This is a genomic window from Marinobacter salsuginis, from assembly GCF_009617755.1.
Lineage (GTDB): Bacteria > Pseudomonadota > Gammaproteobacteria > Pseudomonadales > Oleiphilaceae > Marinobacter > Marinobacter salsuginis.
The window spans coordinates 839,878-866,023 of the sequence record NZ_BGZH01000001.1; the positions used below are offsets into that span (position 1 = coordinate 839,878).

Genomic DNA, 26,146 nt, shown 5'->3' on the forward strand with positions numbered 1-26,146 from the left:
GGGACGCGCCGTGAATACGTCCATGTAGGCTTGATCGCAGCATCCATGCTGCTCACAGTCCCGGACGCCTGACCCGGCCCGATAGCCCCAGACAAATTTCGTGGAGTCAGTTATGGATCAGCTACCACATTGCGAAACACTTTTATTGGAGAAACAGGGCCCTACCCTGTTCATCACCATTAACCGCCCGGACGTCCGCAACGCCATGAGCCTCGAGATGGTGGCGGAACTGTCGGCAGTGTTCACCCAGATCGAAAACGACCTGCACATACGTGCCGTCGTTATACGGGGCGCCGGTGGTCATTTCTGTGCCGGGGGCGACATCAAGGATATGGCTAGCGCCCGGGGCCAAAAGGCTGCAGAAGGCGAGGCCGATCCGTTCTATCGCCTGAACCGGGCCTTTGGTCAGATGATCCAGCAGGTCAACGAATCGTCGAAAGTCGTTGTTGCAGTCACCGAGGGCGCCGTCATGGGCGGTGGGTTCGGCCTCGCGTGCGTTTCGGACGTCGCCATCGCCGGGCCAAGCGCGAAATTCGGCATGCCGGAAACCTCACTCGGCGTGATTCCCGCTCAGATTGCACCCTTTGTGGTTGAACGAATCGGCCTGACTCAGGCCCGCCGATTGGCACTGCTAGGTTTGAGAATCGATGCGAGTGAGGCTAGCCGTCTTGGAATCGTTCACCAGGCAGCATCTTCGGATGATGAACTTGAAGAGATGCTGGCCAGCGCCCTGGATCGTGTTCGCCATTGCGCGCCGGTCGCGACGGCAGAAACCAAAGCGTTGCTACACAGGGTTGGCCATGAACCCATGAGCGGTCTGCTCGACAGCGCGGCTGAAAAATTTGCAGAAGCCATCCGGGGAAGCGAAGGAACAGAAGGCACCATGGCCTTCATGCAGAAACGCCCACCAGCCTGGGCAAGCGACTCCGAATGATGCGGAGCGAGGTTGGGAGACGTCTGGCTTCCAGAAAATGTCGGCGGCCATGGATGGCCGACGCCAAGCGCACATGGATGTGCTCGTAGCGGTTTTCTGGAAGCCAGACGGCTCACAGCCTCGCGGCGAACTCCACAGGGGAAAACAAGAACATGCTTAAGAAACTGTTAATAGCCAACCGAGGCGAAATCGCAGTTCGTGTCATCAAAACTGCCAAAGCCCTGGGTTACCGCACCGTGGCCGTCTACTCCGAGGCCGACGCCAAAGCCATGCACGTGGAACTGGCTGACGAAGCCGTTTGCATTGGCCCGGCTCAGGTGTCCGCCTCCTACCTGAACAGCGATTCCATACTCGAGGCCGCCCGCAAAACCGGCGCTGACTGCATCCACCCCGGCTACGGCTTCCTTTCCGAGAACTCCACCTTCGCCAACGCCTGCAAAGACGCCGGCCTGGTGTTCGTTGGTCCGCCCGCCTCGGCCATCGAACTGATGGGCAGCAAACGGCGCTCCAAAATCGCCATGCAGGAAGCCGGCGTACCCGTTGTGCCCGGTTACGAGGGTAACAATGCCAGCGACGACGAACTGATCGCCGCCGCCAAAGACATCGGCTATCCGCTGATGATCAAGGCTTCCGCCGGCGGCGGTGGCCGCGGCATGCGCCTGGTTGAGAGCGAATCCGAACTGGCCGACAACATCAAAAGGGCCCGGTCTGAATCCAAGCAAGCCTTCGGCGACGACGAATTGATCCTCGAAAAAGCCGTGATTGAGCCCAGGCACGTGGAAATCCAGGTGTTCGCCGACCGACACGGCAACGCCGTCTACCTGGGCGAACGGGACTGCTCGGTCCAGCGCCGGCACCAGAAAGTGGTCGAAGAAGCGCCCTCTCCCTTTGTCACACCCGAACTGCGACAGGCCATGGGCGAGGCCGCAGTGAAAGCGGCGCTGGCCTGTAACTACGAAGGCGCCGGCACCGTCGAGTTCCTGGTCGATAAACATCGGAACTTCTACTTCCTGGAAATGAACACCCGCCTGCAGGTAGAGCACCCGGTCACCGAGCTGATTACCGGCCAGGACCTGGTTGCCTGGCAGCTCACCGTTGCTGAAGGCCGTGAGCTGCCACTCACCCAGGACGAAATCCAGCTCAATGGCCACGCCATTGAAGTGCGGCTCTATGCGGAGGATCCCGCTCACGGATTCACCCCCGAGACCGGACCACTGTATGCCTTTGAACCAGCAGAGGGAGAAGGCCTTCGATACGATACGGGCGTTCGCTCCGGAGACAGCATCACACCCCACTACGACCCCATGCTGGCCAAAGTCATTGCCTGGGGCCAGAACCGGGACGAAGCCCGTCGCCGCCTGATCCGGGCCCTGGAGGACACCACCGTATTCGGCGTGACCACCAACCGACATTTCCTGAGCCGGATTATCGCGGACGACACCTTCGGGGCTGGTGAGGCTACCACCGCCTTCCTGCAGCAGGCGTTCAGCGAAGATCCATCCCTGCAGCCCCAGACTCTGGATATACGCCAACTGGCGCTGGCCGCCTGCGTGCTTGACCATGGCATTGCCGGACAGAGCGCCTGGAGCAATGCACCGGCCACCATGACGCCAATCAAGCTCGAAAGTGGCGACGCCACTGTGGAGTTACTGGTGACCCGCAGCGGTAACCGGTTGACGTTCAACATGGGCGAAACCCGACACACTCTGGTGCTTGAAAGCCAGCGGGATGGCCTGTTGTGCATTATCGACAATGGTGTTCGTCAGACTTGCCAATATCACCGCCAGGGCGATTCCTTATATTTGCAGGCGTTCGGGCAATCCTGGTCGGTTCGGGATGTTACCCATCAGCCTGCGCAGGGCGCAGGTGGCGCTGGCAGTGGAAGAATCCAGGCAACCATGGATGGCGCCATTATTGATGTGTTGGTAGAGGCTGGCCAGAGCGTTCGCCAGGGCGATACGCTGGTGATACTGGAGGCCATGAAAATGGAGCATCCGGTGAAAGCCGATCGAGACGGCATTGTGGGCGAGGTTCATGCCGGCAAGGGCGACCAGGTCAAACGCCGTCAGTTGTTGGTTGAAATCAGCGCCAGCGAGACAGCCGAACAGGAGAGTAACGCATGAGTAAATTGCGTAACCGCACCGTTTTTATTACGGGCGCCAGCCGGGGCATTGGCCGCGCGATTGCCCTCGCCTGTGCCCGCCAGGGCGCCAACGTGGTGATCGCCGCCAAATCGGACACTCCACACCCGAAGCTGCCTGGCACCATTCACACGGTGGCCGAGGAAGTGCGCGAAGCCGGCGGCCAAGCACTGCCACTGGTTTTGGATGTGCGGGACGAAAAACAGATTCGCCAGCGCATCGACGAAGCGGGCGAACATTTTGGTGGCATCGACGCCCTGGTGAACAACGCCGGCGCGATTCGACTTACCGGCGTTGAGAAACTCAAGGTCAGCCGGTACGACCTGATGCATCAGGTCAATGCCCGGGCGGTCATGGCCTGCAGCCAGGCGGCCCTGCCCTGGCTCAAAGAGTCGGACCAGGCCCACATACTGAGCCTGTCGCCGCCTCTGAACCTGAATACCCGGTGGTTCGCCCAGTATGGGCCCTACACCACGACGAAGTACGCCATGACCATGCTGAGCCTGGGCATGGCCGAGGAATTCAAGCGATATGGCATAGCGGTAAATACCCTGTGGCCGAAAACCCTGATCGCCACGGCGGCCATCGAGTTCGAAGTGGGCGGTCCGCAACTGATGGCCCAGGGCAGAAAGCCGGACATTATGGCCGATGCCGCCGTCAGCATCCTGGGCCGGTCGCCTGACACCATGACCGGCCAGAACCTGATCGATGAAGACCTGCTGAGGCAGGACGGTATGACCGACTTCGAGCACTACCGGTACGAGCCAGGCGACAAGCCGCTGATGCCGGATCTGTTTCTGGACTGAGGCCGCGACATGCGTTGTTACAAGCTCTCAGCTCGCACAATAAAAGGGACCAACGGAAAAACCATGAGCCAAGACAACGTATCCGCACTGGACATTGCCCGCAGCCTGCCCGGCGTGCTTCGGCGCCTGCCGTCGATCACACGGGGGCTTTATTACTATTCCCTGAAGAACGAGAAGCGAGAGCTCACTCTGGGCACGCTGATCGAAAACAACGCCCGATCCTTCGGCAATCGACCGGCCATCCTGTTCGAGGATCGAACGATCACCTGGGGCGAGCTGAATTCGTGGGCCAATCGAATCGCGCGCTATCTGCAAGAACAGGGACTCACCAAAGGCGATGCCATTGCGGTATTCCTCGAAAACCGGCCGGAACTGCTGGCCGTGGTGGCCGGCGCAGCCAAGCTCGGTGTCGCGTGCGCGATGCTCAATACCTCCCAGAAAGGCAAGGTGCTGGAACACAGCATTAACCTGATTGAGCCGAAGATGACAATTGTGGGCGAAGAGCTGGTGGAGGCCTTTGACGGTATCAAGGCAGAACTCAAGACTGACCACCCGCAGCCCTTCCAGTTTCTGGCAGACACCAATACCCTGAACGCCTTTGGCGATGCCCCGTCCGGTTACGCCAACATGGCCGAGCAGGTCAGCACCTTCAACAGCGATAGTCCGGTGGTGAACACTCCCCCGAAAATGGGGGACAACGCCATTTACCTGTTTACTTCCGGCACCACCGGACTGCCCAAGGCGGCCCCGGGCTCGCACAGGAAGTTTATCAAGGCCTACGGCGGATTCGGCCTGATGTCGCTGGCCATGGAGCCAGAGGACGTTCTCTACTGCACCCTGCCCCTTTACCATGGCACCGCCCTGCTGGTGTGCTGGGGCTCAGTGTTGGCCGGCGGCTCGGCCATTGCCCTGCGCCGTAAATTCTCTGCCAGCGCCTTCTGGGACGATGTGCGCCGTTACCATGCCACCACCTTCGGTTATGTCGGCGAACTCTGCCGCTATCTGCTGAACCAGCCGCCTGGCGAGCAGGACCGCAACCACAGCCTCACCAAAATGATCGGCAACGGCCTGCGCCCATCCATCTGGAAAGAGTTCAAGGAACGCTTCGGCATAGAAACCGTGGCGGAACTCTATGCCTCAAGCGAAGGCAACATCGGCTTCAGCAACTTCTTCAACATGGACAACACTGTCGGTTTCTCCACGGCGCCTTACAAGCTGGTGAAGTTCCACGAAGGCACGCGGGACCCGGTGCGTAACGAAAAAGGCTTGATGCAGGAAGTGGCAAAAGGTGCGCCCGGCCTGTTGATCGGGGAGATCACCAAGAAATGGTCATTCGAAGGCTACACCCAGAAGGAGGCCACGGAAAAATCCATCCTCCGCAACGCATTCAAAAAAGGCGATGCCTGGTTTAACACCGGTGATGTACTGAAGGAAATCGGCTGCGGCCATCTGCAGTTCGTTGACCGCATGGGTGATACCTTCCGTTGGAAAGGCGAAAATGTCTCCACGACGGAAGTCGAGAACATCATCGACGGCTCCGGCATGGCAGAGGAAGCCATTGTCTACGGCGTCGAGATCCCCGGCACCAACGGCAAGGCCGGGATGGTGACGCTCGTGCCCCAGAGCAACGGCCGGGCCTTCGATATAAATCGGTTGTTCCGCTATCTACAGGACAATTTGCCAGCCTATGCGGTACCGGTGTTCGTGCGCGTCACCCGTGCCATAGAGAAAACCGGTACGTTCAAGTACCGGAAAGTGGATATCCAGAAGCTGGGCTATTCCCTCCGGGACGACGAGGAGGTTTATGCCTGGTTGACCGGGAGTGACGAGTATACCTTGCTGACGCCAAAGCTGGTTTCGGAGATTGACTCGGCTTCGGTCCGGTTTTGATGATTGGCCTTTTGTCTGGGCCCTAGCCTTGTGTGTTAGCGGAATGGTGAGCGTGGGTGCCTCCTCCCAAAAACCGCTACAAGCACGTCCGTGTGCGCTTGTTTCGGGCCGTCCTTGGCCCTCTACATTTTTGGGAGGAGGCACCCACCCTCACCAACGGGCTACAGCGATATAGTCTCCACAACCTGAGATATAACTGGTGTCAGAAGTTGCTGGTTGGAGGCACTTCCCAAAAATGTCGGCGGCCATGGATGGCCGACGCCAAGCGCACATGGATGTGCTCGTAGCGGTTTTTGGGAAGTGCCTCCAACCGGCAACCTCCCAAAGCTTTCAGGCTACGATAAAACTCAGGAGCCGACTTTAAGTACAACCTTGCCAGTCGCCTTGCGTTCAGTAAGGGCCCCAAGTGCAGAGGCGTAATCCTCGAAGTCGTAGACGGCGCTGATCTTCGGATCGATCTTGCCTTCGGCATAGAGCTTCATCAGCTCCATCATGTTCTGCGCGCTCGCCTCCGGCTCGCGCTGGGTGAAGCTGCCCCAGAACACGCCAACCACGGAGCAGCCTTTCAGGAGCGTCAGATTGGCGGGGATTTTCGGTATATCACCGGCAGCAAAGCCGATGATCAGGTGGCGGCCGTTCCACCCCATGGCGCGAAGGGCCTGTTCGGTAAAGTCACCGCCGACCGGGTCGTAGATCACGTCCACGCCCTTGCTGTGGGTGAGCTTCTTTACCGCATCTTTGAGAGGCTCTTCGGTGTAGTTTATCAGCTCGTCGGCGCCGGCCTCTTTGGCCACAGCCAGCTTCTCGGCAGAACTGGCCGCTGCGATGACCTTGGCGCCCATGGCCTTGCCCAGTTCGACCGTGGCGAGGCCAACGCCACCACTGGCGCCAAGAACGAGCAGCGTTTCGCCAGGCTGGAGGTTGCCTCGCTGTTTCAGGGCGTAATAGGAAGTGCCGTAGACCATAGTGAAGGCGGCGGCCTTCTCGTCTGACATGCCATCGGGAACGGGCAGCAGGTTCTGCTCCGGCACGATGACTTCTTCTGCAAAAGCGCCATAACCGGTCAGGCCCGCGACACGGTCCCCTACCTTGAAGCGCGTGACTTTGTCACCAACTTCGATAACCTCACCAGCCATTTCACCACCGGGCGAAAACGGAAGGCTCGGCTTCAACTGGTATTTGTTTTCAATAATGAGGGTGTCGGGGAAATTCAGGCCGGCGGCTTTTACGCGGACTTTTACGCCTCGGCCTTTCACCTCAGGACTGGGAACATCTTCGATGACCAGCGTCTCAGCCGGTCCATATTCCTTGCAGAGGATGGCTTTCATGAACTCTCCATTTTTGTTTGATCGGGCTCCAGGCAGTGCACGCCTGTGATTGTTATCCGTCAAGCTAAACAGAGTCTTATCATGAAGCAAATAAAGTTCTTTTATCCAACCGCATAAGCAAGGCTTATTTTTACAGCATTTCCATCAGAGCATGGTCCCGCCAATCACCAGAGCCCCCACCAGCACCAGACCAGCCACGATCAGGCCCATTTTCATTCCGGACGACAACACTTGGGGGGCGTCGCCAACGGATTGATTGTTGTCCCGGTTGACCAGATTCTGATTCTGGCTGGAATTGCGTATTAGCTCGATCATTTTCTCGCACTGATCCGATGTGAAAGAGGACGGCTCGAAGGATTCCAGACCCTGCTCATCGAGGAAGTTCCGGACATCCCGGGAGAGAGGCACATACTTCATAGACCAGTTGCTAAAGGTCCGGCTTGTGAGCGGCTCTTCGATGAGGGTCACGACATTCTTATGCCGCTCATCCTTCAGAATGCGATCGAAGGTCCTGCGCACCGCATCTTCATCTCCTTCCAGATACTGGAAAAAGCGGTCATTGCCGTAATAAAGACCACCCACCAGTTGGTCTCTGGCGTTGTTTTTTCGGGAGGTCATCAGGATTCGCGCAACGTGTGGCTCTACACCTTTTTCCACCGGCTTGGCTTCGAACGTGGCTTCACTGGCATAGGCCAGACGCATCAAGGACATAGCAACTCCGTACAACAGGATAGACGTAAGATGAATCCAAGATACGTCTGAACGTGTCGTTATGGATCACAGTTCCGGGTGGCCACAAACCTGACAGGCCCGATCCGTAGATGAAAGGAGGCGCTTTTTCCGCTATCCTCGGCGCTCAAAACCAGGCCATCAGGCCATTCTCCGCCTCTCCCGGGTTTCGCCATGCTCGACATCATCTACGTACTTGAAATGATAGGAATCGTCGCCTTCGCGATTTCCGGCATGATCGTGGCGCGCTCCAAGAATATGGATCCTGTGGGCGTGTTTACCATCGGATTTATCACGGCGCTAGGTGGCGGTACCCTTCGGGACCTGATCATGGACAACCACCCGCTCTACTGGATCAAGCATGAGGAACAGCCCATGCTGATTCTGGCGATGGCAATTGTCTTCAGTTACTGGAAACGGGCGGAGCGGCTTCGGGAGTCCAGAATCGTCTTTCCGGACGCCATCGGACTGGGAGTTTTTTCCATTCTGGGCGCCCAACTGGCCCTCGACCTGGGACACTCGTGGTTTGTAGCGTCTCTTCTCGGCGTCATGACCGGTACCTTTGGCGGCGCACTGCGAGACACTCTGTGCAACGAAGTGCCCTACATTTTCCGCAAAGACCAGATCTACGCATCCATTTCGTTTGCCGGTTGCTGGCTGTATTTCGTCTGCCAGTGGTTCCTGGACAACGAGGCCCTGCCTCTGACCATCGGACTGCTTTTCATCGTGATCGTGCGCATGCTGGCCGTGCGGTTTGATATCCGGCTCCAGCGGGATCCTAACAACAGCTAGCCCCATCGGCTGCTTGACGAACTGTCAATCATCCCTTGGCCTGAGGCGCATGAGTCGGTAATATTGCCGTTTTTTCACGCAATCCACGAATTCCGCTCAGACCAGAATCCCAAATACTAACTTTTAGCATCCTGTGAGGCAGACACCCGTCATGCTTGAACGACTGTTCCAACTCCAGGCCCACGGCACCACCGTTCGTAAAGAAGTGGTTGCGGGCATTACCACCTTCCTGACCATGGCGTACATCATTGTGGTCAACCCGAGCATCCTGTCGTCTACCGGCATGGATTTCGGGGCTGTCTTCGTTGCTACCTGCCTTGCAGCCGTTATCGGCACCCTGATCATGGGATTGTGGGCCAACTACCCCATCGCCCTGGCGCCGGGTATGGGACTGAATGCCTTCTTCTCCTTTACGGTCGTTGGCAGCATGGGCTACAGCTGGCAGGTGGCGCTGGGGGCGGTGTTCATTTCCGGCTTCCTGTTTTTCCTGCTGAGCATTTTCAAGGTCCGTGAATGGATCATTAACAGCATCCCGATGTCCTTGCGGTTCGGCATTTCTGCCGGCATTGGTTTCTTTTTGGCCCTGATTGCGCTCAAGAACGCCGGTATTGTGGTGGATCACCCTGCAACTCTGGTTGGCCTTGGTGAAGTGAAGGTTGCCGAAAGCCTGCTGTTCTTTGGCGGCTTCGTGCTCATCTGCGCACTGTCGTTCCGTCAGGTAACCGGCGCTGTCATGATTGGTATCATCGCGGTTACCGGCGTTGCCATGGCGCTGGGGATGGTGGAATACAAAGGCTTTGTTTCCGCGCCGCCCAGCCTGGCTCCCACTTTCATGCAGCTGGATCTGGCCGGTGCCCTGAACGTGGGCATGATCAGCGTTATTTTTGCGTTCCTGTTCGTTGACCTGTTCGACACCTCCGGCACGCTCATAGGCGCTGCCCAGCGTGGCGGACTGCTGGACAAGGACGGCAAGCTGCCGCGCCTGGGCCGGGCCCTGATGTCCGATTCGGTCGCCACCATGTCCGGTGCTGCCCTCGGCACCTCGACCACCACCAGCTACATCGAATCAACGGCGGGTATTTCCGCTGGCGGGCGTACCGGCCTGACCGCTGCGGTTGTTGCCGCACTGTTCCTGGCGTGTTTGCTGCTGTCGCCCATTGCCAGCATCATTCCCGCCTACGCAACCGCTCCGGCACTACTCTACGTTGCGGTTCTGATGGCCAGCGGCCTCAAACTGGTTGACTGGGATGACGTTACCGACGCGGCTCCGGCTGTGGTCACAGCCCTGATGATGCCGCTGACGTTCTCCATCGCAAACGGCATTGCCCTCGGGTTCATTACCTACGCCATCCTGAAGGCTCTGAGCGGCCGCTGGGCGGATTTGAACGCCAGCGTTGTTATTATTGCTGTCGTCTTTGTTCTGAAATTCATTTTCCTGGATGCGGCCTGATCCGCATCCAGAGCATTTACCGGAACGTTTATGGATTATTTTTCTGAGAGCATCAAAAAGGCGATTCGTACGGTGCCGGACTGGCCAAAGCCCGGCGTAGCCTTTCGTGATATCACCACGGTACTGCAGGACAAGACTGCATTCCGGAAGCTGATTGATGCCTTCGTACACCGCTATCACGGCCACAAGATTGATGCGGTGGCAGCTGTGGACGCGCGCGGTTTCATCATCGGCTCAGCACTGGCCTACGAGCTCAACGCGTCCCTGGTACTGGTGCGAAAGAAGGGCAAGCTTCCCTTCGATACCCTGGTGGAAGACTACGAGCTTGAGTACGGCACCGCCTCCGTCGAACTGCACAAAGATGCCTTCAAGCCGGGCGATAATGTGGTATTAGTGGACGACCTGATTGCCACCGGCGGCACCATGCTGGCCGCGGCCCGGCTGATCCGCAGGATCGGCGCCGAAATTGTGGAAGTGGCCGCCATGATTGATCTCCCGGATCTCGGCGGCTCCCGCAAGCTTCAGGAAGAGGGTCTTCAGGTTTATACTGTCTGCTCGTTTGAAGGGGATTAACCGAACGTGGACAGGGGGCAGCCATGCCGGATTACCAACATCACTGGAAAGACGGCACTTCGATTCACCTGCCGTTAGGCAAGATCGTCTGTGTTGGCCGCAACTACGCGGAGCATGCAAAGGAACTGAACAATCCGGTGCCCGACGAGCCCCTGCTGTTCATCAAACCCTCCACCTCGGCCGTCCATATCACCCGCCCCCTGAGAATTCCGGCAGACCAGGGGGAGGTCCACTATGAAACCGAACTGGCCGTTCTCATTGGCCGCCCTCTGACCAACGCATCCGCCAGCCAGGCCGAAGCCGCAATACTCGGGTATGGCCTGGCGCTGGACCTGACCCTCCGTGATCTGCAAACCCGGCTCAAAGAGAAAGGGCAGCCATGGGAGCGCGCCAAGGGGTTCGATGGAGCCTGTCCCCTGTCACCGTTCATCTCGGCTGACAAACTCGCCGTGGACAACATTCACTTTACCCTGGATATCGACGGGCACCGCCAGCAAACCGGTGACACCCGGGATATGCTGAATCCCATTGTGCCGTTAATTGCCCACATCAGCGGCCAGTTCACCCTGCTTCCCGGCGATGTCGTGCTTACGGGTACGCCAAAGGGCGTTGGCCCGTTGGTCTCGGGCCAGACCCTGTCACTTGAACTGGAAGACCTGCTGTTCGTGGAGACCAAAGTGGTTTAACGTGCAGGACCGGCTAAACCCAAATCCGGTCAAAGGCGTAATGGTATTTATGGCAAAGAAACCGGTTACCTCCCGACGTGGTCGCTTCTTCAAGCTCGCTGGCATGACTGCTTCCGTGGCAGGCCAGTATGCGGGTCAGCGCGCTCGCAGGCTTTTTCGCTCGGAGAACGACGAAGGCGCCCAGAGTGAAAGCTATACCCGCATGGCCGGGCAGATAGCCGACACCCTCGGGGAGCTCAAGGGTGCCGTGATGAAAGTCGGTCAGATTGCCTCCCAGACGCAGGATTTTCTGCCCCGGGAATTCTCGGAAGCCCTGGAAAAGCTGCAGAAAGAAGCGCCACCAATGCCGTTCGAGGTGATCGTGGAGCAGATCGAATCCGAGCTCGGGAAGCCGGTCTCCGAATTGTTCGAGTACCTCCAGGAAAAGCCTTACGCGGCCGCATCCATCGGTCAGGTGCACCGTGCCCGCCTGCACGATGGCACCGATGTGATCGTCAAGGTCCAGTATCCCGGCGTAGACGAATCCTGCGACTCGGACCTGAAACAGCTGAGAATGACGCTCAAACTCGGCGGCCTGCTGAAAATGCCAAAGGAATCCGTGGACAAGCTGTTCGCAGAAATCCGGGAACGCCTGAAAGAAGAGCTGGATTACGAAAACGAGGCCCGGAACATCGAGCTGTTCCGCAAGTTCCACGACCAACAGCCCTGGGTCCTGATCCCGGCGGTCATTCCCGGCCATTCCACCCGGCGGGTGCTGACCATGGAACTGGTCGAGGGCGATCACGTCAGCAAGGTCACCCGGGAGCAATACGATCAGGACACCGTCAACCTGATCGGCCATCGCATCTTCACCCTCATGGCGGACCAGCTATTCCGGTTCCAGTGCATCCACGGCGATCCCCACGCCGGCAACTTCGCCTACCGACCGGACGGCTCCATCATCATGTACGACTTCGGCTGCGTGAAAAAACTCAAGCCGGAGATCGTCGAAGCCTACCGCAACGCCCTCGTGGCCGCGCTTGATGAAGACTATGAGGCCCTGGACCGCTACCTGATCGACCTCGGCGCGCGGGTGGGAAGCCAGCCAGCCGTGGATGAAGCCTACTACGCCATGTGGCGGGACATACTCGTGGTGCCTTTCGAGCAGCGCGACCAGCCCTACGATTTCGCGGAAGCCGACATTCACAAACGCGTCGCTGAAAAAACCAGCACAGTGTTTAAATACCTGGACTATTTCAAACCACCCGTAGAGAGCATTTTCATTGACCGAATGATTGCCGGTCATTACTGGATGCTGAAAAGGCTGGGGGTTCAGGCGGCATTTCGGTCAGAGCTCGAGAAATACCTTAAAGCCTCAGAGACCTCTGCCCGAGGATGAGGCGCGAGAAACGGAGGGTCACTTCAGGCTATCAACCCACTCGGCCACACCCTCGGCAGCCCCCTTGCGAATGACCCGGGCACGGGACACCGAAGCGGGCTCTCCCGGGTCGACGACCGTGATGGGCACGTCCATGTCCACCTCATACACCAGCCCCGCGGCCGGATAGACCTGGAGCGACGTCCCTACGATCAACAGATGATCGGCGGTGCGCACAATGTCGGCGGCCTTTTCCAACATGGGAACTTCCTCACCGAACCAGACGATGTGGGGGCGAAGCTGGGCGCCGCGGTCACAGGTGTCGCCCGGATTGATATCACGATAACCAATGTCGTAAACCAGCTCCGGATACCTTGAACTACGGGCCTTGGTGAGCTCGCCGTGAAGATGAATGACGTTGCTGGCGCCACCCCGTTCGTGGAGATCGTCCACGTTCTGGGTGATCACCGTTACCCGGTACCGCTTTTCCAGCTCTGCCAGCAGGCGATGGGCCTGGTTGGGCTGGGCGGATTCCAGCTGGCGCCGGCGGTCGTTGTAGAACCTCAGCACCAGCTCCTGATTCCGGGCAAACGCCTCGGGCGTGGCCACATCGTACACACTGTGCTGCTCCCACAGCCCGCCGTTGTCACGGAATGTGGAGAGGCCGCTCTCGGCGCTGATACCTGCGCCTGTCAGTACAACGATGTGGTCCTGCATCAGTCGAAAATCTTGCCGGGGTTCATGATGCCGTTGGGATCGAATACCTTTTTAATACCTCTCAGGTAAGCAATCTCCGCCTCACTGCGTGTGTATTGAAGATAGGGCTTCTTGGTCATACCCACACCGTGCTCGGCTGACACACTGCCCTGGTAGCGCTCGACAATCTCGAACACCCATTTGTTAACCTGCTGGCACTTTTCGAAAAAGTCCTCGTTGGCCATATCTTCCGGCTTGAGGATATTGAGGTGCAGGTTGCCATCGCCGATGTGCCCGAACCAGATAATCTCGAAATCCGGATAGTGCTCGGTAACCACGGCGTCGATTTCCTGCAGGAAACCCGGCACCTTGGAGACCACCACGGAGATGTCATTCTTGTAGGGCGTGCGGGGCGCGATGGATTCGGAGATGCGCTCGCGCAACTGCCACAGATTCTGGGCCTGAGTTTCGCTCTGGCTGACCACACCATCGAGCACCCAGCCGTTCTCCACACATTGCTCAAACAGGGTCATGGCGTCGTCCATCACCTGGTCGGAGACAGACTCGAACTCCAGCAAAGCGTAGTAAGGCGCCTCGGTTTCGAACGGCGCCTGCACCTGGCCATGGGCCAGCACGTGCCCCATGGCCTGATGAGAGAAAAACTCATAGGCGGTGAGGTCGATCTTTTTCTGGAAAGTCTGCAGCACGTCCATGGTGTTGGTCAGGTCGTTCAACCCCAACACCAGTACGGTCAGGTTATCCGGCTTGCGGGACAGCTTCATGGTCGCTTCCGTGATAACGCCCAGTGTCCCCTCAGCACCAATAAACAGATGACGCAAATCGTAGCCGGTATTGTTTTTTTCCAGGTCCTTGTTCAGATCCAGGATATCGCCCTTGCCAGTGACTACCTTGAGCCCGGCCACCCAGTCCCGGCTCATGCCATAACGGATCACCTTTATGCCGCCCGCGTTCGTCGAGAGGTTGCCCCCCAGTTGGCTGGAACCGGCAGAGGCAAAATCTACCGGGTAATAAAGGTCATTTTCTTCAGCAAAATTCTGGAGCTGCTCGGTCACAACGCCCGCCTGACAGCGAACCACTCGATCACTGGCGTTGAAATCCAGGATCTGGTTCATGTTGTCGAACGCCACAACCACTTCACCATTGGCGGCCACGGCACCGGCACTCAGACCTGTCCGGCCGCCGGAAGGCACCAACGCCACCTGATTCTCGTTTGCGAACTTCACCAGCGCCTGCACCTGCTCTGTGGTCTTGGGCAAGGCAATCGCCAAAGGTTTGGGTGGGTAGATCTTGGTCCAGTCCTTGCCATAGGTATCCAGATCTGCCGGGTCGGTCAGCACCTTGCCGGGTGCATCGCCAGTAGCCATCAGGTCTTTGAGGGAAGCAATGATCTGTTCAGAATTCATGGGCTATTCGGTCTCGTCAGGTTTCGGCCGGAGCATCCTGCAACAGGAGTCACAGACAGTTGATTCAGGCAAACCGGCGCGCTGTGAAAATCTGCGTTTATGGTATCATACCGGCCCTGTTCTGTGAGCCAGCCCCGACGATCACTGGCCACAGGTCATTTCACGTGACGAAAGGTTCGGAAGCAAGCCCATGTCAAATACGTCTCTTGAGAAGAGCAAAATCCGTATCCTGCTGCTGGAAGGCGTCCATCAATCTGCCATTGATACCCTGAACGCTGCGGGCTATACCAACATCGAGTACCTGTCTCACTCGCTGGCCGAGGAAGAGCTGATTGAGAAAATTGCCGATGCGCACTTCATCGGTATCCGCTCGCGCACCCAGCTGACAGAGAAAGTATTTGAAGCCGCCAACAAGCTGGTGGCCGTGGGTTGTTTCTGTATCGGTACCAACCAGGTGGATCTCCAGGCAGCCACCCGGCGCGGCATTGCCGTATTCAACGCGCCCTTCTCCAACACCCGGAGCGTTGCCGAACTGGTTCTGGCCCAGGCCATTCTGCTCCTGCGTGGTGTTCCAGAGAAAAACGCCAAAGCCCATCGCGGCGAATGGCTGAAGTCCGCCAAGGACAGCTACGAAATCCGCGGCAAGAAGCTGGGCATCATCGGCTACGGCAACATCGGCACCCAGTTCAGTGTCCTGGCCGAGGGCCTGGGCATGGATGTGTATTTCTACGATGTAGTGTCAAAGCTGTCGATCGGTAACGCCACTCAGGTGGGCACGCTCCAGGAGCTGCTCAACATTGCCGACGTGGTCAGCCTGCACGTGCCGGAAACACCGGCCACCAAGTACATGTTCAAGGCCGAGCAGTTTGCCCAGATGAAGCCCGGCAGCATTCTGATGAATGCCTCCCGTGGCACGGTTGTCGACATTGATGCCCTGGCCGACGCTCTGCGCAGTGGCAAACTGCTGGGCGCCGCCATCGACGTATTCCCGGTGGAACCCAAATCCAACGATGAGGAGTTTGTGTCTCCGCTACGGGAATTCGATAACGTGATCCTGACCCCGCACGTGGGCGGCTCCACCATCGAAGCCCAGGAGAACATCGGTCGGGAAGTGGCGGAAAAACTGGCCATGTACAGCGACAACGGCACGTCTGTTTCGTCCGTGAACTTCCCGGAAGTGGCGCTGCCGTCACACCCCAACCAGCACCGCCTGCTGCACATCCACGAGAACGTGCCGGGCGTGATGTCCGAAATCAACCAGGTATTCTCGGAGAACGGCATCAACGTCTGCGGTCAGTACCTGCAAACCAAGGAAGACATTGGTTACGTGGTTGTGGATGTGAACAAAGAATACGGCGAGCTGGCGCTGGAAAAGCTGCTCAAAGTGAAGGGAACGATTCGCTGCCGCGTCCTGTTCTGATTCATGGCCTGAGACAAAAACCGGAGCATTTGCTCCGGTTTTTTATGGCCTTAGAACAGCGACTTACTGCATGGGCACCAGCGTCAGCTCAACGCGACGGTTCTGCTCACGACCGGCCGGGGTATCGTTGGAGGCCACAGGGTAGCGCTCACCATACCCCACAGCACGGGTACGCTTGGGCTCAATGCCCTGATTCAGCAGGAAGTCACGTACTGAGGAGGCGCGACGCTCACTGAGCAGCTGGTTGTAGCTGTCCGAACCAGAGCTGTCGGTATGGCCTTCAATCTGAATAATCGTTTTGTCGAATTCCTTCAGCACCAGGGCAACTGACTCGAGAGTGCCGCTGAATGAAGGCTTGATCGTCGATTCATTCAGATCAAAGGTGATGTTGCCCGGCATGATCAGTTCGATCTCGTCGCCGTTACGCACTACGCGAACACCGGAACCCTCCAGCTTGCGACGCAGCTCGGCTTCCTGCTTATCCATGTAGTAACCAACGCCACCGCCGATAGCAGCGCCACTGGCCGCGCCAATCAGGGCGCCTTTTCCCCGATCACTCTTACTTGAAGTTGCGGCACCGATGGCCGCACCGCCAATCGCGCCAATAATGCTGCCCTTGGTCGCATTCGACGTTTTCTCTTCGCCGGTGTACGGGTCATAGGTCATACAACCACCAAGACCAAACGTTGCCACTGTAAATGCAAGAATCGTCTTCTTCACAGCTTTCTCCTGTGCCTGGTTTCTTCAGCAAACCCGATTCAACGGGTCCTTTCTGCCGAATTCGTGAATGTATCAATGATGGTATTGAATACGGTTGCCTGTAAATCCTGAGCTTCGTTCACAAGATGATGACGTCCGTCAGGGATTTTCAGTTCCTCCACCGCCGAAAATTTATTCCGGATAATGCGCAAATTATGTTGCCAATCGACTGTCAGGTCCTTTTCACCTTGCACGACGGTCACGGGAAAGTCGACAGGCCGGGCCGATTCGATATGGGGCACCCACTTTCGCAACGCACTCACCCAATCTACGTGTACCGCCCTGGCCTGGAGCGGATCGTGTTCACGCAGAAACCTCAGAAAACGGCTATTACCGCTGTTCTCCGCAAACACCCGGCGCCAGCGGGAAATGAACGGTTTGGCGATGCTATGGAGTACCTTGGCTCCTAACCAGCCCGCCGGCCTTACCAGTGGCGCCAGCAGCACTACTTTCCGAAAATCCGAGGTCTGCTGATTGTGCTGATTGGACAACAGATAGTCGATCAGGATCGCGCCACCGGTGCTCTGGCCCACCGCAAACCAGGGCTGGCGTACCTTGTCTCTGACCTTGGCCATCACATCTGTCAAGACACCCTGGTATTCGAGAAAACTTCCAATCGCCGCCGGCGTGCCGCTGGAAAGACCATGTCCCGGTTGATCATAAGCCAGCACATCAAAGCCGGCGCCCAGACAGCGGTCAATCAACTGGCTGTACAGTCCAACATGATCGAAGTAGCCATGCATAATAAACACTGTACCGCGTTCACCTGCCTGCTCCGGCAACCGGAAATAATGCACCATGACCTCGTGATCACATGCGTTTACGTAACCCTGATGGTAGGCAACGTCCGGGTGCTCCACCCAGAGATCCAGACCGTAAAAGCGGCAGTAGGCGACCATTTCGTCGCTGAGATCCCGCGCGCAGGCCGGATCGAAGGGTTCGAGCCTGTCCAGAAGCGAGTGCCTGTCCCAATCCGGTATTTCTATGGTATCTGTTTTCCAGTACACGTAGAGTTAAACGCCTGTCATGAATAGATTATAAATTTTGGCCTCCAATCCTAACCCATAGCAGGGGAAAGACACAGATGTTGCAACACCTTCTGGAGAGTGCGTTGCGCCAGACCATGAACCGGCTGGTAAGACCGGTTCTCAACCCGACGGTGCCGGTTCCGCTTCAGCGACGCATTGTGCGCCAGGCTTACAGGAGTTCGATACCGCCCAAGGGTGCAAAATTCGAAGCCACCACGGTTGGCGGTATTCCCGTTACCCGAACCAGTTTCAGCATCAAGCCGCCCGGCGCTGTTCTCTATCTGCACGGCGGTGGCTATATCATCGGTTCTTCGAGTACCCACCGCGGCATAACCGGGCACCTGGCCAAAACCAGCAATTGCAGCATTGTTACGCCTGATTACCGGCTGGCACCCGAATTCCCCTTCCCCGCAGCTCTGGACGATGCGGAAGCTTGCTGGAACGGCCTGCTGGAGCAGGGCCTAAAGCCGGAGCAGATCGCTGTCGCCGGGGATTCCGCCGGCGGCGGCCTCGCCGTTACCCTGGCCATGCGGCTACGCGACAAGCAGCAGCCCCTCCCGGCATCGCTAACCGTATTTTCACCCTGGGTAGACCTCACTCAGGAGCAGCTCTATGAACCCGAATGTGAGCCGGTACTCCAGCCAAGCTGGACCAGTAAGGCAGCAAAGCTCTATGCCGGAAAGGAGTCCCTGAGCAATCCGCTTATCTCACCGGTATTCGGCGACCTGAGCGGCCTGCCGCCCCTGCTGATCCAGGTGGGTAGCCAGGAGATTCTGTTGAATGATGCCGAGCGGCTGGCTGAAGCGGCGAACCGTCAGGATGTGGAAACCCGCCTGGAGATATACAACAGCCTCTGGCACGTTTTTCAGGTGCACAGCGGTCAGCTCGACAGGGCCACAAAGGCGATGGAAACCGCTGGCGAACACATCAAACGTCATCTGGCAGGCTGAGTTCACCCCGGGCAAGGGCCTCTTTCCTTAGCCGGGGCCACTGCTTGATGTGCCACTCCAGACGGGAAGCCTGGCTTCTGTCGCCAGCGGCGGCGCTGAAGACCAGTTCCAATGGTCCCTTTCCCCTCAGACTACGGGCGCCCCTGGGCGCGCCCGCCTGATGCTCCCGGAAACGTCGTTCAACGTCGGTCGTGATTCCGGTGTAGAGCGCTCCACTGGCGGTTCGAACCATGTAGACAAACCAGCTAGCCAAGATTTAACGCCTCTTCCCTGTCTTTGACTTTTTTCTGCTGGATCCAGAGCCCCATCATGATAAGAACCAGGCCAATGTAGGTGGAGGGCAGAATATGCTCCCCCAGAATGAAATAGATGAACACCAGTGACAGGAAAGGAGAGATGAAAATCAGATTGCTGACTTTCGACGTGTTCTCTGCCTTTTTCATGGCGTAGGACCAGAGCACAAAGGCAATACCCATCTCAAACACACCAACGTAAACCGCAGCGGCGAGCGACGTTCCCGAGGCAAAGTCCAGACCTTCCGTCCACCAGCAAATCAGCAGAATCACCGGGAGCCCACACAGAAAATTCAGGAACAGGCCAACCACCGGATCGCGGGTATCCCGGGTGGCAATAATCCAGTAGGACGCCCAGACCACGGTACTGCCGAGGGCGAGAGATACACCCAGAGGATCCTCGAAACTCAGCGAAGTCACCGCTCCACGGGTGGCAATGACCACTACGCCGGCGTAACAGATCAGGCCCGCCACAATATCGAGCTTGCGCAGCCGGTGCCCAAGAAAAGGCACCGACATGTAGGCCAATACCAGCGCCCAGGTGTAATTCAGCGGTTGCGCTTCCTGGGCCGGCAACCTGTCAAACGCCCCGAACAACAAAAAATAGTACAGGCAGGGATTGATCAGCCCCATGCCGAACGACTGGGCGTACTGTTTGCGACTGAGAGAAAACACCAGATGCCAGCGCCCCTGCAGCATCAGAATGACGGCCATGACGACCACAGACGCACTGCAGGCAATCAACAGCATCTGAACGGGCGCCAGCTCCCTGAGCGACAGCTTGAAAGCGGTTGCCACTGTTGACCACAATAGCACCGTGCCCAGGCCATAAAGCATCGCCTGCTTCTGGTTTTTCATTCACGGCCTCCTGCCAGCCACTGGAACTCCATCGATTTTCTCCTCTACCCGCGGGATCGTCTGGCCGACAGTGTAATGCAATCGAACCCTGTTACCCACGGCGGGGCGCATTCTTGTGTTACCTTGTCTACCAATGTCGAAAAGGATTGAGAAAACTGGAGCCCCGTTATGCCCGCTGCCCGTATCAGGTTCTGGCCATTAAGCATCGCCTTGGTCATTGCGCTGGCCGGCTGCTCAGACAGCCAAACCGACCATGGGCCGGAGGCCGCCAAGGCACCGGAAGCGCCCGAATACCCCGTCACCTGGCGCTTCGCCCTGGAAGAAATCGAGGGTAGCGTTCAACACGCCTATGCCGAAGCCCTGAAAGAACGCATAGAAGAACGTTCTGAAGGCAAGATTGAAGTCGATATCTTTCCCTACGGCTCTCTCGGCACCTCGGCGCAGCTCACCGAACTCGTCAAGAACGGTTCGGTCAGTCTTGCCTTCGCCTCTCCCGGGCACCTGGCCAACACCATCCCGGAAGTGGGCCTTTTCACTCTGCACTATGTTCTGCCGGACGACGCTGAGGTGACCCGACAGCTTCTGGCGAGTCCGGAACTCCTTAATCTGTTTGAACAGCCCTATGCCGACCAGAACATGAAACTGCTTGGCTTCGTGCCAGAGGGCTGGATGGCCTGGACGGCCAACAAGGCGCTGCGCACACCGGACGATTTCAATGGCCAGCGGATACGCACCATGACATCCGACATGGCCGAGGAAGCCTTTCGAGCCTATGGCGCCGAACCGAGTCAGATCCCCTATTCACAGGTCTACAGCAACCTTCAGCTACGTAAGATCGATGGCCAGAGCAATCCCGTTTTTGCCATCGAGGAAATGGATTTCTATGAAGTGCAGAGCACCATGACGCTTGCCCGGCCGGCACAGTTCGTTGCCTCCGTGGTCTCGAATCTTGATTGGTACAACGCGTTGCCGGAAAACCAGCAACAATGGCTTGATAACGGTCTCAACGATGTTGCGCAGATTGCCTGGGAGACCCAGGAGGAACTGAATCAGACCCGGCTGGAAAAAATGTTGGAAGAAGGACACCTGAAAGTTGTCCGCCTGACAGATGCAGAGCGGGAGGCATTTCGGCAAGCCAGCATGCCTGTGCGTGACCTCTATCTGGAACGCACCGGCGAGAGCGGCCAGCGTATTTTCGAGCGTTTGCAACAACTGATCGAAGAGCTGGACGCCAATAAGCCGGAGTAGACTGCCGGACTATTCCGGCACCAGCCATCCAATATCATGGGTCAGATTCAGAACATCTGGCCCGGCTACATCACTCATCATCGCCGATAAACGGGAATCAAAGCCCCAGGGCGGATTCACCACCAGCATGCCCGATCCGACCATACCCCGCTCCGGCGGCTTTCTGAGATGCACCTCGCTGCACAGCACCTTGCGCACGCCGGTACGCCCGACAGCGTCTTTCAGCTGCTGCTGCAATCCGCTCGTCAGTATCGGATACCAGATAAGATAAACCCCGTGACGGCATTTCTGCCATGCTTTGCCAAGAGTTTCAGCAACCTCAATGTAATCCGATTTGATCTCGTAAGAAGGATCAATGAGCGTGAGCAACCGTGGCTGTTTCGGTGGCAGCTGCTTCAGAAGGCCGGCCAGGCCATCCTGTTTGAGCACGCGGACGGGGGCTTCGGCGGCCCATCCCGCCAGCTGTTCGCTCTCGGATGGATGGAGTTCGAACAACGTCAGCGCATCCGCGGGCCGTAGAAAATGCCGGTACCACACCGGAGACCCCGGGTAAACAGAGAGCTCTCCATCACCGGCATTGAATCCTGCCAGCACGTCCAGAAACGGCTTCCAATCCCCGGACCTTAGCCTATCTCTTCCGCTCCATACCTTTTGAACGCCGTAATCAGCCTCTCCTGTCTTTCGGGCTCGCTCACTGCGCAAATCGTATATGGCGCTGCCGGCGTGGGTGTCGAAACAGGCAATGCCGGATGTTTTCGACTGCATCATCGCAAGGGCAAGCGCCAGTGAACTGTGTTTCTGGACATCGGCAAAGTTGCCGGCGTGGAAGGCGTGTAGATAGCTCAACATACAAAAATAGCTCCCTGGTAACGGAGCCATTAAGCCCGATCACAGTTGCCAAGAGCAAGAGACCCGACACGCATCATGGTCACACCCCCTATTCCCGCTTGCCTTTTCATCAGTCGGCAACCATAATCGTGAACGCTAATTTTTCTCATTTTCACCACGATTACCAAAACTGGAGAAAGGAATGAAATCCATGTTTCGTCCGGCCCCACTGGCGCTGACAGTGGCCGCCATGCTAACTGCGGGATGCGCTTATACTCCCTGGGCCTCAGAGAAGCCAGAACCCGCTACCAAGGCTTCCGTAGTTGAACACTATGCCGACCTTGCTCACGCCAACTATGAAGATGCCCTGATTACCGCCCGCGCGCTGGACGACGCTACCGATCGGCTGATTGCCAACCCGACCGAAGAGAACCTTGCAGCCGCAAAAGAAGCCTGGCTCGCCGCGCGAATCCCCTACCAGCAAACTGAAGTATTCCGGTTTGGCAACGCTATTGTCGATGACTGGGAAGGACAACTGAACGCCTGGCCGCTGGATGAGGGCCTGATCGATTACGTCAAGGCTGACGGCTACCAGCACGAGTTGGGCAACTCCGGGGCCACCGCCAATATCATCGCGAGCAAAAGCATCAATGTGGGCGGTGAAACATTGAATGTGGCCTCTCTTTCCCCTGCACTCCTGGCCGATCTGAACGAAGTAGGCGGATCTGAAGCCAACGTGGCTACCGGCTACCATGCAGTTGAATTTTTGCTCTGGGGCCAGGATCTGCATGGTTTCGAAAGCGGCGCCGGTGAGCGCCCGGTTACGGATTACGCCGAGGGCGCTGATTGCACCAATGGCAATTGTGAACGTCGCGGGGAATACCTGGACGCGGTAACCGACCTTCTGGTCTCAGATCTGGAGTGGATGGTGGCCCAGTGGGCACCCGGTGCCAACGACAATTATCGCGCCCAGCTGACTGCCGCCGACGCCAATGAAGGTGTTCAGAAAATGCTGTTCGGAATGGGCTCCCTGTCCCTGGGTGAACTGGCCGGTGAACGGATGAAGGTTGCCCTGGAGGCCAACTCCTACGAAGATGAGCACGACTGCTTCAGCGACAATACCCACAATTCCCATTACTACAACGGCCAGGGCATCCAGAATGTCTATACCGGCACCTACCGTCGTGTCGACGGCAGCCTGGTGACTGGACCCTCTCTGTCTGACCTTGTTCAGCAGAGCAACCCTGAACTGGATGCGCGCCTGAACAACCAGTTGGATGCGTCCATGGAAGCCCTCGCCCTGATGAAGGCTCGTGCAGAGAGCAGCGAGAACCCCATGGTATTCGATACCATGATCGCACCGGGGAACGCCGAAGGTACCCGGATCGTCAACGGCGCGATCATGGCGCTGGTCGCCCAGACCGGATCCATTGAGCAGGCTGCGCGGGACCTTGGCATCGAAGCCCTGTCTCCGGATGACGCCGGTCACGCGTTCTGAGCATGATGAGACCGTTCGCCTTGATCGGTGCGCTGGCAATTGCCAGCGCACCCGTCTCCGCCCAAACCCACGCGGGTTACCCTATTCAGACCACTCCCGCCACCGGTGGCGAGGGGACGGTTCAGCAGTCAGATACCAACGCCTATTCGCTGCCCCAGGGCAATCTGTCCATGACCAAGCGTCTGGATTTCAGCGTGGGCAACAGCTTCTTCCGGAACCCCTGGGTCGAGGCACCGGCGAGCACCGATGCCCGTGATGGCCTTGGTCCGCTGTTCAACACCAACTCCTGCCAGGGATGCCACATCAAGGATGGTCGCGGACATCCCCCCGGTGTTGATGAACCGACAGTTTCCCTGTTTCTGAGGCTGGCAGTGCCTGCTGATCCGGTACGGGACGCCGAAATTCTGCGCAAGCAAGGTTTTAAACCGGCACCGGTCTACGGCAGCCAGTTGCAGACCGCTGCACTTCCCGCAGCGAAACCGGAGGCCGACCTCGTCATTGAATGGACGCCGGTGAAAAAGACCCTGGCGGACGGCACTGTTGTGGAATTGCGCAAACCTGTGTATCGCATCGAAAACCCAAACTACGGTCCGTTGCCCGACGACCTGCTGGTTTCACCCCGGGTAGCACCGCAGATGATCGGAATGGGCCTGCTGGAAGCCATCCCCATCGAAAAACTGCAAGCCCTTCATGACCCTGACGATGCCGACGGCAATGGCATTTCCGGAAAACTCAACCAGGTCTGGGATCTGGCAACGGAACAGACGCGGCCCGGCCGATTTGGCTGGAAGGCAGCGGAGCCGGATGTCCACCAGCAAAGCATGGGTGCCTTCGCCGGCGATATGGGCCTGACCTCGACCCTGAAACCCACGACCGACTGCATGCCCGAGCAGAACTGTGAGCGGTTCGCCCATGGCGGCGAACCGGAAGTCAGCGATAAGGTTGCCAACTTTGTGACCTTCTATGCCAGGAGCCTCGCCGTTCCGGCACGCCGAAATCTTGAGTCCGGTTCGGTTCAACAAGGAGCAAAACTGTTCAACGAAATTGGCTGCGCTGGTTGTCATACTCCCCGACACCAGACGGGTGAGGTAGCCGAACGCCCGGATCTCAGCAATCAGACTATCTGGCCCTACACAGATCTGCTGCTCCATGACATGGGCCCAGCTCTGGCGGATGGACGTGATGAATTCCTGGCCAATGGCAACGAATGGCGAACACCCCCGCTGTGGGGCATTGGACTGGCGCAAGTAGTGAATCCTCAGGCCGGGTTCCTGCACGATGGTCGCGCCCGCACACTGGAAGAAGCCGTGCTCTGGCATGGTGGTGAGGCAGCGACCGCCGCCGAACGCTACCGCCAGATGTCGTCCGGGGATCGTGCGGCCCTGATTGATTTCCTGAATTCACTCTGAGGATCAGCCATGCAACCGATCACCAGACTGCTGTGCACATTTATCCTCGCAGCAACGTCGCCCCTGGTGTGGGCAAGCGATGCCACCAGCCAGGCCCGCCAGCAATGGTATGAGGGCATTGTCACTGGCTATCAGTCGCTGAAAAAAGAAACGGGCGCTTTGGCTGAACGCGCCCGGGACTACTGCCGGAATCCTGCCCCGCAAAGCCGGGAACAACTGGAAGCCGCCTGGCTGGATGCCTTCCTGGCCTGGCAGCGGGTGCGCTTTGTCGATTTCGGACCGGTCGAAAACAACAATCTTTCCTGGCAGTTCCAGTTCTGGCCCGACCCGAAGAATCTGGTCGCGCGGAAAGCAGCTTACCTGACCGGCGACGAGGAACCGATCACTCCGCAGGTGATCAGCCAATCCGGCGTGGCCGTTCAGGGCTTCCCGATGATTGAATACCTGCTGTTCGATCAGACATTTAATACCGGGGATAACAAACTGCCCGCCCCCCGGACCTGCGAACTGCTGACCGGCGTGGCTGCCCACGTAGAGAGCAACGGCGACGAATTAATGACCCGATGGCAGGCCTTCAGGCCTCACTACTTGAAGACCGACCAGTACTTTGACACTACCGTCCGCGCAGGGATGGCCGCACTGGAGATCCTGGAGGAGCGCCGACTGGCCCAACCAATGGGTCTGCGCGGGAATGGAAAGCGCAATCCCTACATCGCGGACGCCTGGCGCAGCGGCGAAACGCTGAAGACCATCGAGGCCACAGTCGATGGCCTGAACCAGTTCTTTTTGCCAGGGCTCACGACAGCGCTTGAAAGCAACGAAGAGAAGCACCTTGCGGAGCGCATTCGTAATCAGTTCAACGAAGTTCAGCAAAACTTTCCTGGTGCCTATTTTCCCATGGCAACGGCGCTCGACGAAGAAGTCCAATTCCGGGTCCTTCAGGGCCTCTACGTGGACGTTTCGCAGTTGACCATTCTGGTGAATGACCAGGCGGCGGTTGCTCTCAACGTAGTAAGAGGCTTCAACTCGAGCGATGGCGACTGAGGAGG

Annotated in this window: 24 protein-coding genes; 15 read left to right on the top strand and 9 right to left on the bottom strand. The window is 57.9% G+C overall.

The genetic code is table 11. The annotated features are described in order from the left end of the window. Positions 1-112 precede the first annotated feature (112 nt). The 4 genes from GJU83_RS03810 to GJU83_RS03825 all read left to right on the top strand — a co-directional run bounded on the left by GJU83_RS03810 (position 113) and on the right by GJU83_RS03825 (position 5,771). Positions 113-934, top strand: coding sequence for an enoyl-CoA hydratase/isomerase family protein (locus GJU83_RS03810; RefSeq protein ID WP_153633742.1), 822 nt, complete (start codon positions 113-115; stop codon positions 932-934). Positions 935-1,086: 152 nt separating this feature from the next. Continuing rightward, positions 1,087-3,057 (top strand): acetyl/propionyl/methylcrotonyl-CoA carboxylase subunit alpha, encoded by a 1,971-nt coding sequence (locus tag GJU83_RS03815; protein WP_153633743.1) that lies wholly within the window; start codon positions 1,087-1,089, stop codon positions 3,055-3,057. Then, on the top strand, positions 3,054-3,881 hold the full coding sequence (locus GJU83_RS03820; protein WP_153633744.1) for an SDR family oxidoreductase: 828 nt from the start codon (positions 3,054-3,056) through the stop codon (positions 3,879-3,881). Before GJU83_RS03815 ends, GJU83_RS03820 begins: the two co-directional genes overlap by 4 nt. Positions 3,882-3,944: 63 nt before the next feature. Continuing rightward, the gene (locus GJU83_RS03825; protein ID WP_153633745.1) at positions 3,945-5,771 is read left to right on the top strand and encodes a long-chain-acyl-CoA synthetase; all 1,827 of its coding nucleotides are present in this window, start codon (positions 3,945-3,947) and stop codon (positions 5,769-5,771) included. A 347-nt stretch (positions 5,772-6,118) separates the two neighbouring features. On the opposite strand, the gene GJU83_RS03830 is transcribed toward GJU83_RS03825, so the two are convergent. Both GJU83_RS03830 and GJU83_RS03835 read right to left on the bottom strand, forming a co-directional pair. Continuing rightward, on the bottom strand, positions 6,119-7,099 hold the full coding sequence (locus tag GJU83_RS03830; protein ID WP_153633746.1) for an NADPH:quinone oxidoreductase family protein: 981 nt from the start codon (positions 7,097-7,099) through the stop codon (positions 6,119-6,121). Between the two features lie 144 nt (positions 7,100-7,243). Continuing rightward, positions 7,244-7,810, bottom strand: coding sequence for a BLUF domain-containing protein (locus GJU83_RS03835; RefSeq protein ID WP_153633747.1), 567 nt, complete (start codon positions 7,808-7,810; stop codon positions 7,244-7,246). A 192-nt stretch (positions 7,811-8,002) separates the two neighbouring features. Between GJU83_RS03835 and GJU83_RS03840 the strand changes: the two genes are divergently transcribed. The 5 genes from GJU83_RS03840 (at position 8,003) to GJU83_RS03860 (ending at position 12,707) form a co-directional block, all read left to right on the top strand. Beyond that, on the top strand, positions 8,003-8,620 hold the full coding sequence (locus GJU83_RS03840) for a trimeric intracellular cation channel family protein (protein ID WP_153633748.1): 618 nt from the start codon (positions 8,003-8,005) through the stop codon (positions 8,618-8,620). A 151-nt stretch (positions 8,621-8,771) separates the two neighbouring features. Then, complete coding sequence (locus GJU83_RS03845) at positions 8,772-10,070, top strand: NCS2 family permease (protein WP_153633749.1); 1,299 nt, start codon at positions 8,772-8,774, stop codon at positions 10,068-10,070. A 30-nt stretch (positions 10,071-10,100) separates the two neighbouring features. Next, positions 10,101-10,643 carry an adenine phosphoribosyltransferase gene (locus GJU83_RS03850; protein WP_069182984.1) on the top strand — a complete coding sequence of 181 codons (543 nt, stop codon included), beginning with the start codon at positions 10,101-10,103 and terminating at the stop codon, positions 10,641-10,643. A 23-nt stretch (positions 10,644-10,666) separates the two neighbouring features. Beyond that, positions 10,667-11,329 carry a fumarylacetoacetate hydrolase family protein gene (locus tag GJU83_RS03855; RefSeq protein ID WP_153633750.1) on the top strand — a complete coding sequence of 221 codons (663 nt, stop codon included), beginning with the start codon at positions 10,667-10,669 and terminating at the stop codon, positions 11,327-11,329. Positions 11,330-11,378: 49 nt separating this feature from the next. Further along, positions 11,379-12,707 (top strand): ABC1 kinase family protein, encoded by a 1,329-nt coding sequence (locus GJU83_RS03860; protein WP_153633751.1) that lies wholly within the window; start codon positions 11,379-11,381, stop codon positions 12,705-12,707. Positions 12,708-12,725: 18 nt separating this feature from the next. Here the strand turns inward: GJU83_RS03860 and GJU83_RS03865 are convergent, their stop codons facing one another. Both GJU83_RS03865 and GJU83_RS03870 read right to left on the bottom strand, forming a co-directional pair. After that, complete coding sequence (locus GJU83_RS03865; protein ID WP_136631593.1) at positions 12,726-13,403, bottom strand: SIR2 family NAD-dependent protein deacylase; 678 nt, start codon at positions 13,401-13,403, stop codon at positions 12,726-12,728. Further along, positions 13,403-14,806, bottom strand: a complete 1,404-nt coding sequence (locus GJU83_RS03870) for a D-2-hydroxyglutarate dehydrogenase (protein WP_153633752.1) — start codon at positions 14,804-14,806, stop codon at positions 13,403-13,405. The genes GJU83_RS03865 and GJU83_RS03870 overlap by 1 nt, the downstream gene beginning before the upstream one ends. 190 nt (positions 14,807-14,996) lie before the next feature. On the opposite strand from GJU83_RS03870, the gene serA reads away from it, so the two are divergent. Continuing rightward, positions 14,997-16,226, top strand: a complete 1,230-nt coding sequence (gene serA / locus GJU83_RS03875) for a phosphoglycerate dehydrogenase (protein ID WP_069182980.1) — start codon at positions 14,997-14,999, stop codon at positions 16,224-16,226. A gap of 63 nt (positions 16,227-16,289) precedes the next feature. Here serA and GJU83_RS03880 read toward each other — a convergent pair whose 3' ends face one another. Both GJU83_RS03880 and GJU83_RS03885 read right to left on the bottom strand, forming a co-directional pair. Next, complete coding sequence (locus GJU83_RS03880) at positions 16,290-16,946, bottom strand: YiaD family glycine zipper/OmpA-like lipoprotein (protein WP_153633753.1); 657 nt, start codon at positions 16,944-16,946, stop codon at positions 16,290-16,292. A 38-nt stretch (positions 16,947-16,984) separates the two neighbouring features. Continuing rightward, positions 16,985-17,992, bottom strand: a complete 1,008-nt coding sequence (locus tag GJU83_RS03885; protein WP_069182978.1) for an alpha/beta hydrolase — start codon at positions 17,990-17,992, stop codon at positions 16,985-16,987. A 77-nt stretch (positions 17,993-18,069) separates the two neighbouring features. Here GJU83_RS03885 and GJU83_RS03890 point away from each other — a divergent pair, with 77 nt between their 5' ends. Beyond that, entirely contained in the window at positions 18,070-18,963 is an 894-nt protein-coding gene (locus tag GJU83_RS03890; protein WP_153633754.1) for an alpha/beta hydrolase, read from the top strand. Here the strand turns inward: GJU83_RS03890 and GJU83_RS03895 are convergent. Both GJU83_RS03895 and GJU83_RS03900 read right to left on the bottom strand, forming a co-directional pair. Further along, positions 18,941-19,195, bottom strand: coding sequence for a GIY-YIG nuclease family protein (locus GJU83_RS03895; RefSeq protein WP_083231791.1), 255 nt, complete (start codon positions 19,193-19,195; stop codon positions 18,941-18,943). The genes GJU83_RS03890 and GJU83_RS03895 overlap by 23 nt on opposite strands. 13 nt (positions 19,196-19,208) lie before the next feature. After that, complete coding sequence (locus GJU83_RS03900) at positions 19,209-20,114, bottom strand: DMT family transporter (protein ID WP_136631599.1); 906 nt, start codon at positions 20,112-20,114, stop codon at positions 19,209-19,211. A 168-nt stretch (positions 20,115-20,282) separates the two neighbouring features. Between GJU83_RS03900 and GJU83_RS03905 the strand changes: the two genes are divergently transcribed. Then, positions 20,283-21,362, top strand: coding sequence for a TRAP transporter substrate-binding protein (locus GJU83_RS03905; protein WP_153633755.1), 1,080 nt, complete (start codon positions 20,283-20,285; stop codon positions 21,360-21,362). Between the two features lie 9 nt (positions 21,363-21,371). Here the strand turns inward: GJU83_RS03905 and GJU83_RS03910 are convergent, their stop codons facing one another. Beyond that, complete coding sequence (locus tag GJU83_RS03910) at positions 21,372-22,211, bottom strand: 23S rRNA (adenine(2030)-N(6))-methyltransferase RlmJ (RefSeq protein ID WP_153633756.1); 840 nt, start codon at positions 22,209-22,211, stop codon at positions 21,372-21,374. A gap of 181 nt (positions 22,212-22,392) precedes the next feature. On the opposite strand from GJU83_RS03910, the gene GJU83_RS03915 reads away from it, so the two are divergent. Genes GJU83_RS03915 through GJU83_RS03925 form a run of 3 tightly spaced genes read left to right on the top strand, consistent with a single transcriptional unit; the run spans position 22,393 to position 26,141 of the window. Next, entirely contained in the window at positions 22,393-23,688 is a 1,296-nt protein-coding gene (locus GJU83_RS03915; protein ID WP_174805009.1) for an imelysin family protein, read from the top strand. 2 nt (positions 23,689-23,690) lie between these two features. Further along, the gene (locus GJU83_RS03920; RefSeq protein WP_153633757.1) at positions 23,691-25,097 is read left to right on the top strand and encodes a di-heme oxidoreductase family protein; all 1,407 of its coding nucleotides are present in this window, start codon (positions 23,691-23,693) and stop codon (positions 25,095-25,097) included. Between the two features lie 9 nt (positions 25,098-25,106). Further along, complete coding sequence (locus GJU83_RS03925) at positions 25,107-26,141, top strand: imelysin family protein (protein ID WP_153633758.1); 1,035 nt, start codon at positions 25,107-25,109, stop codon at positions 26,139-26,141. Positions 26,142-26,146 lie beyond the last annotated feature (5 nt).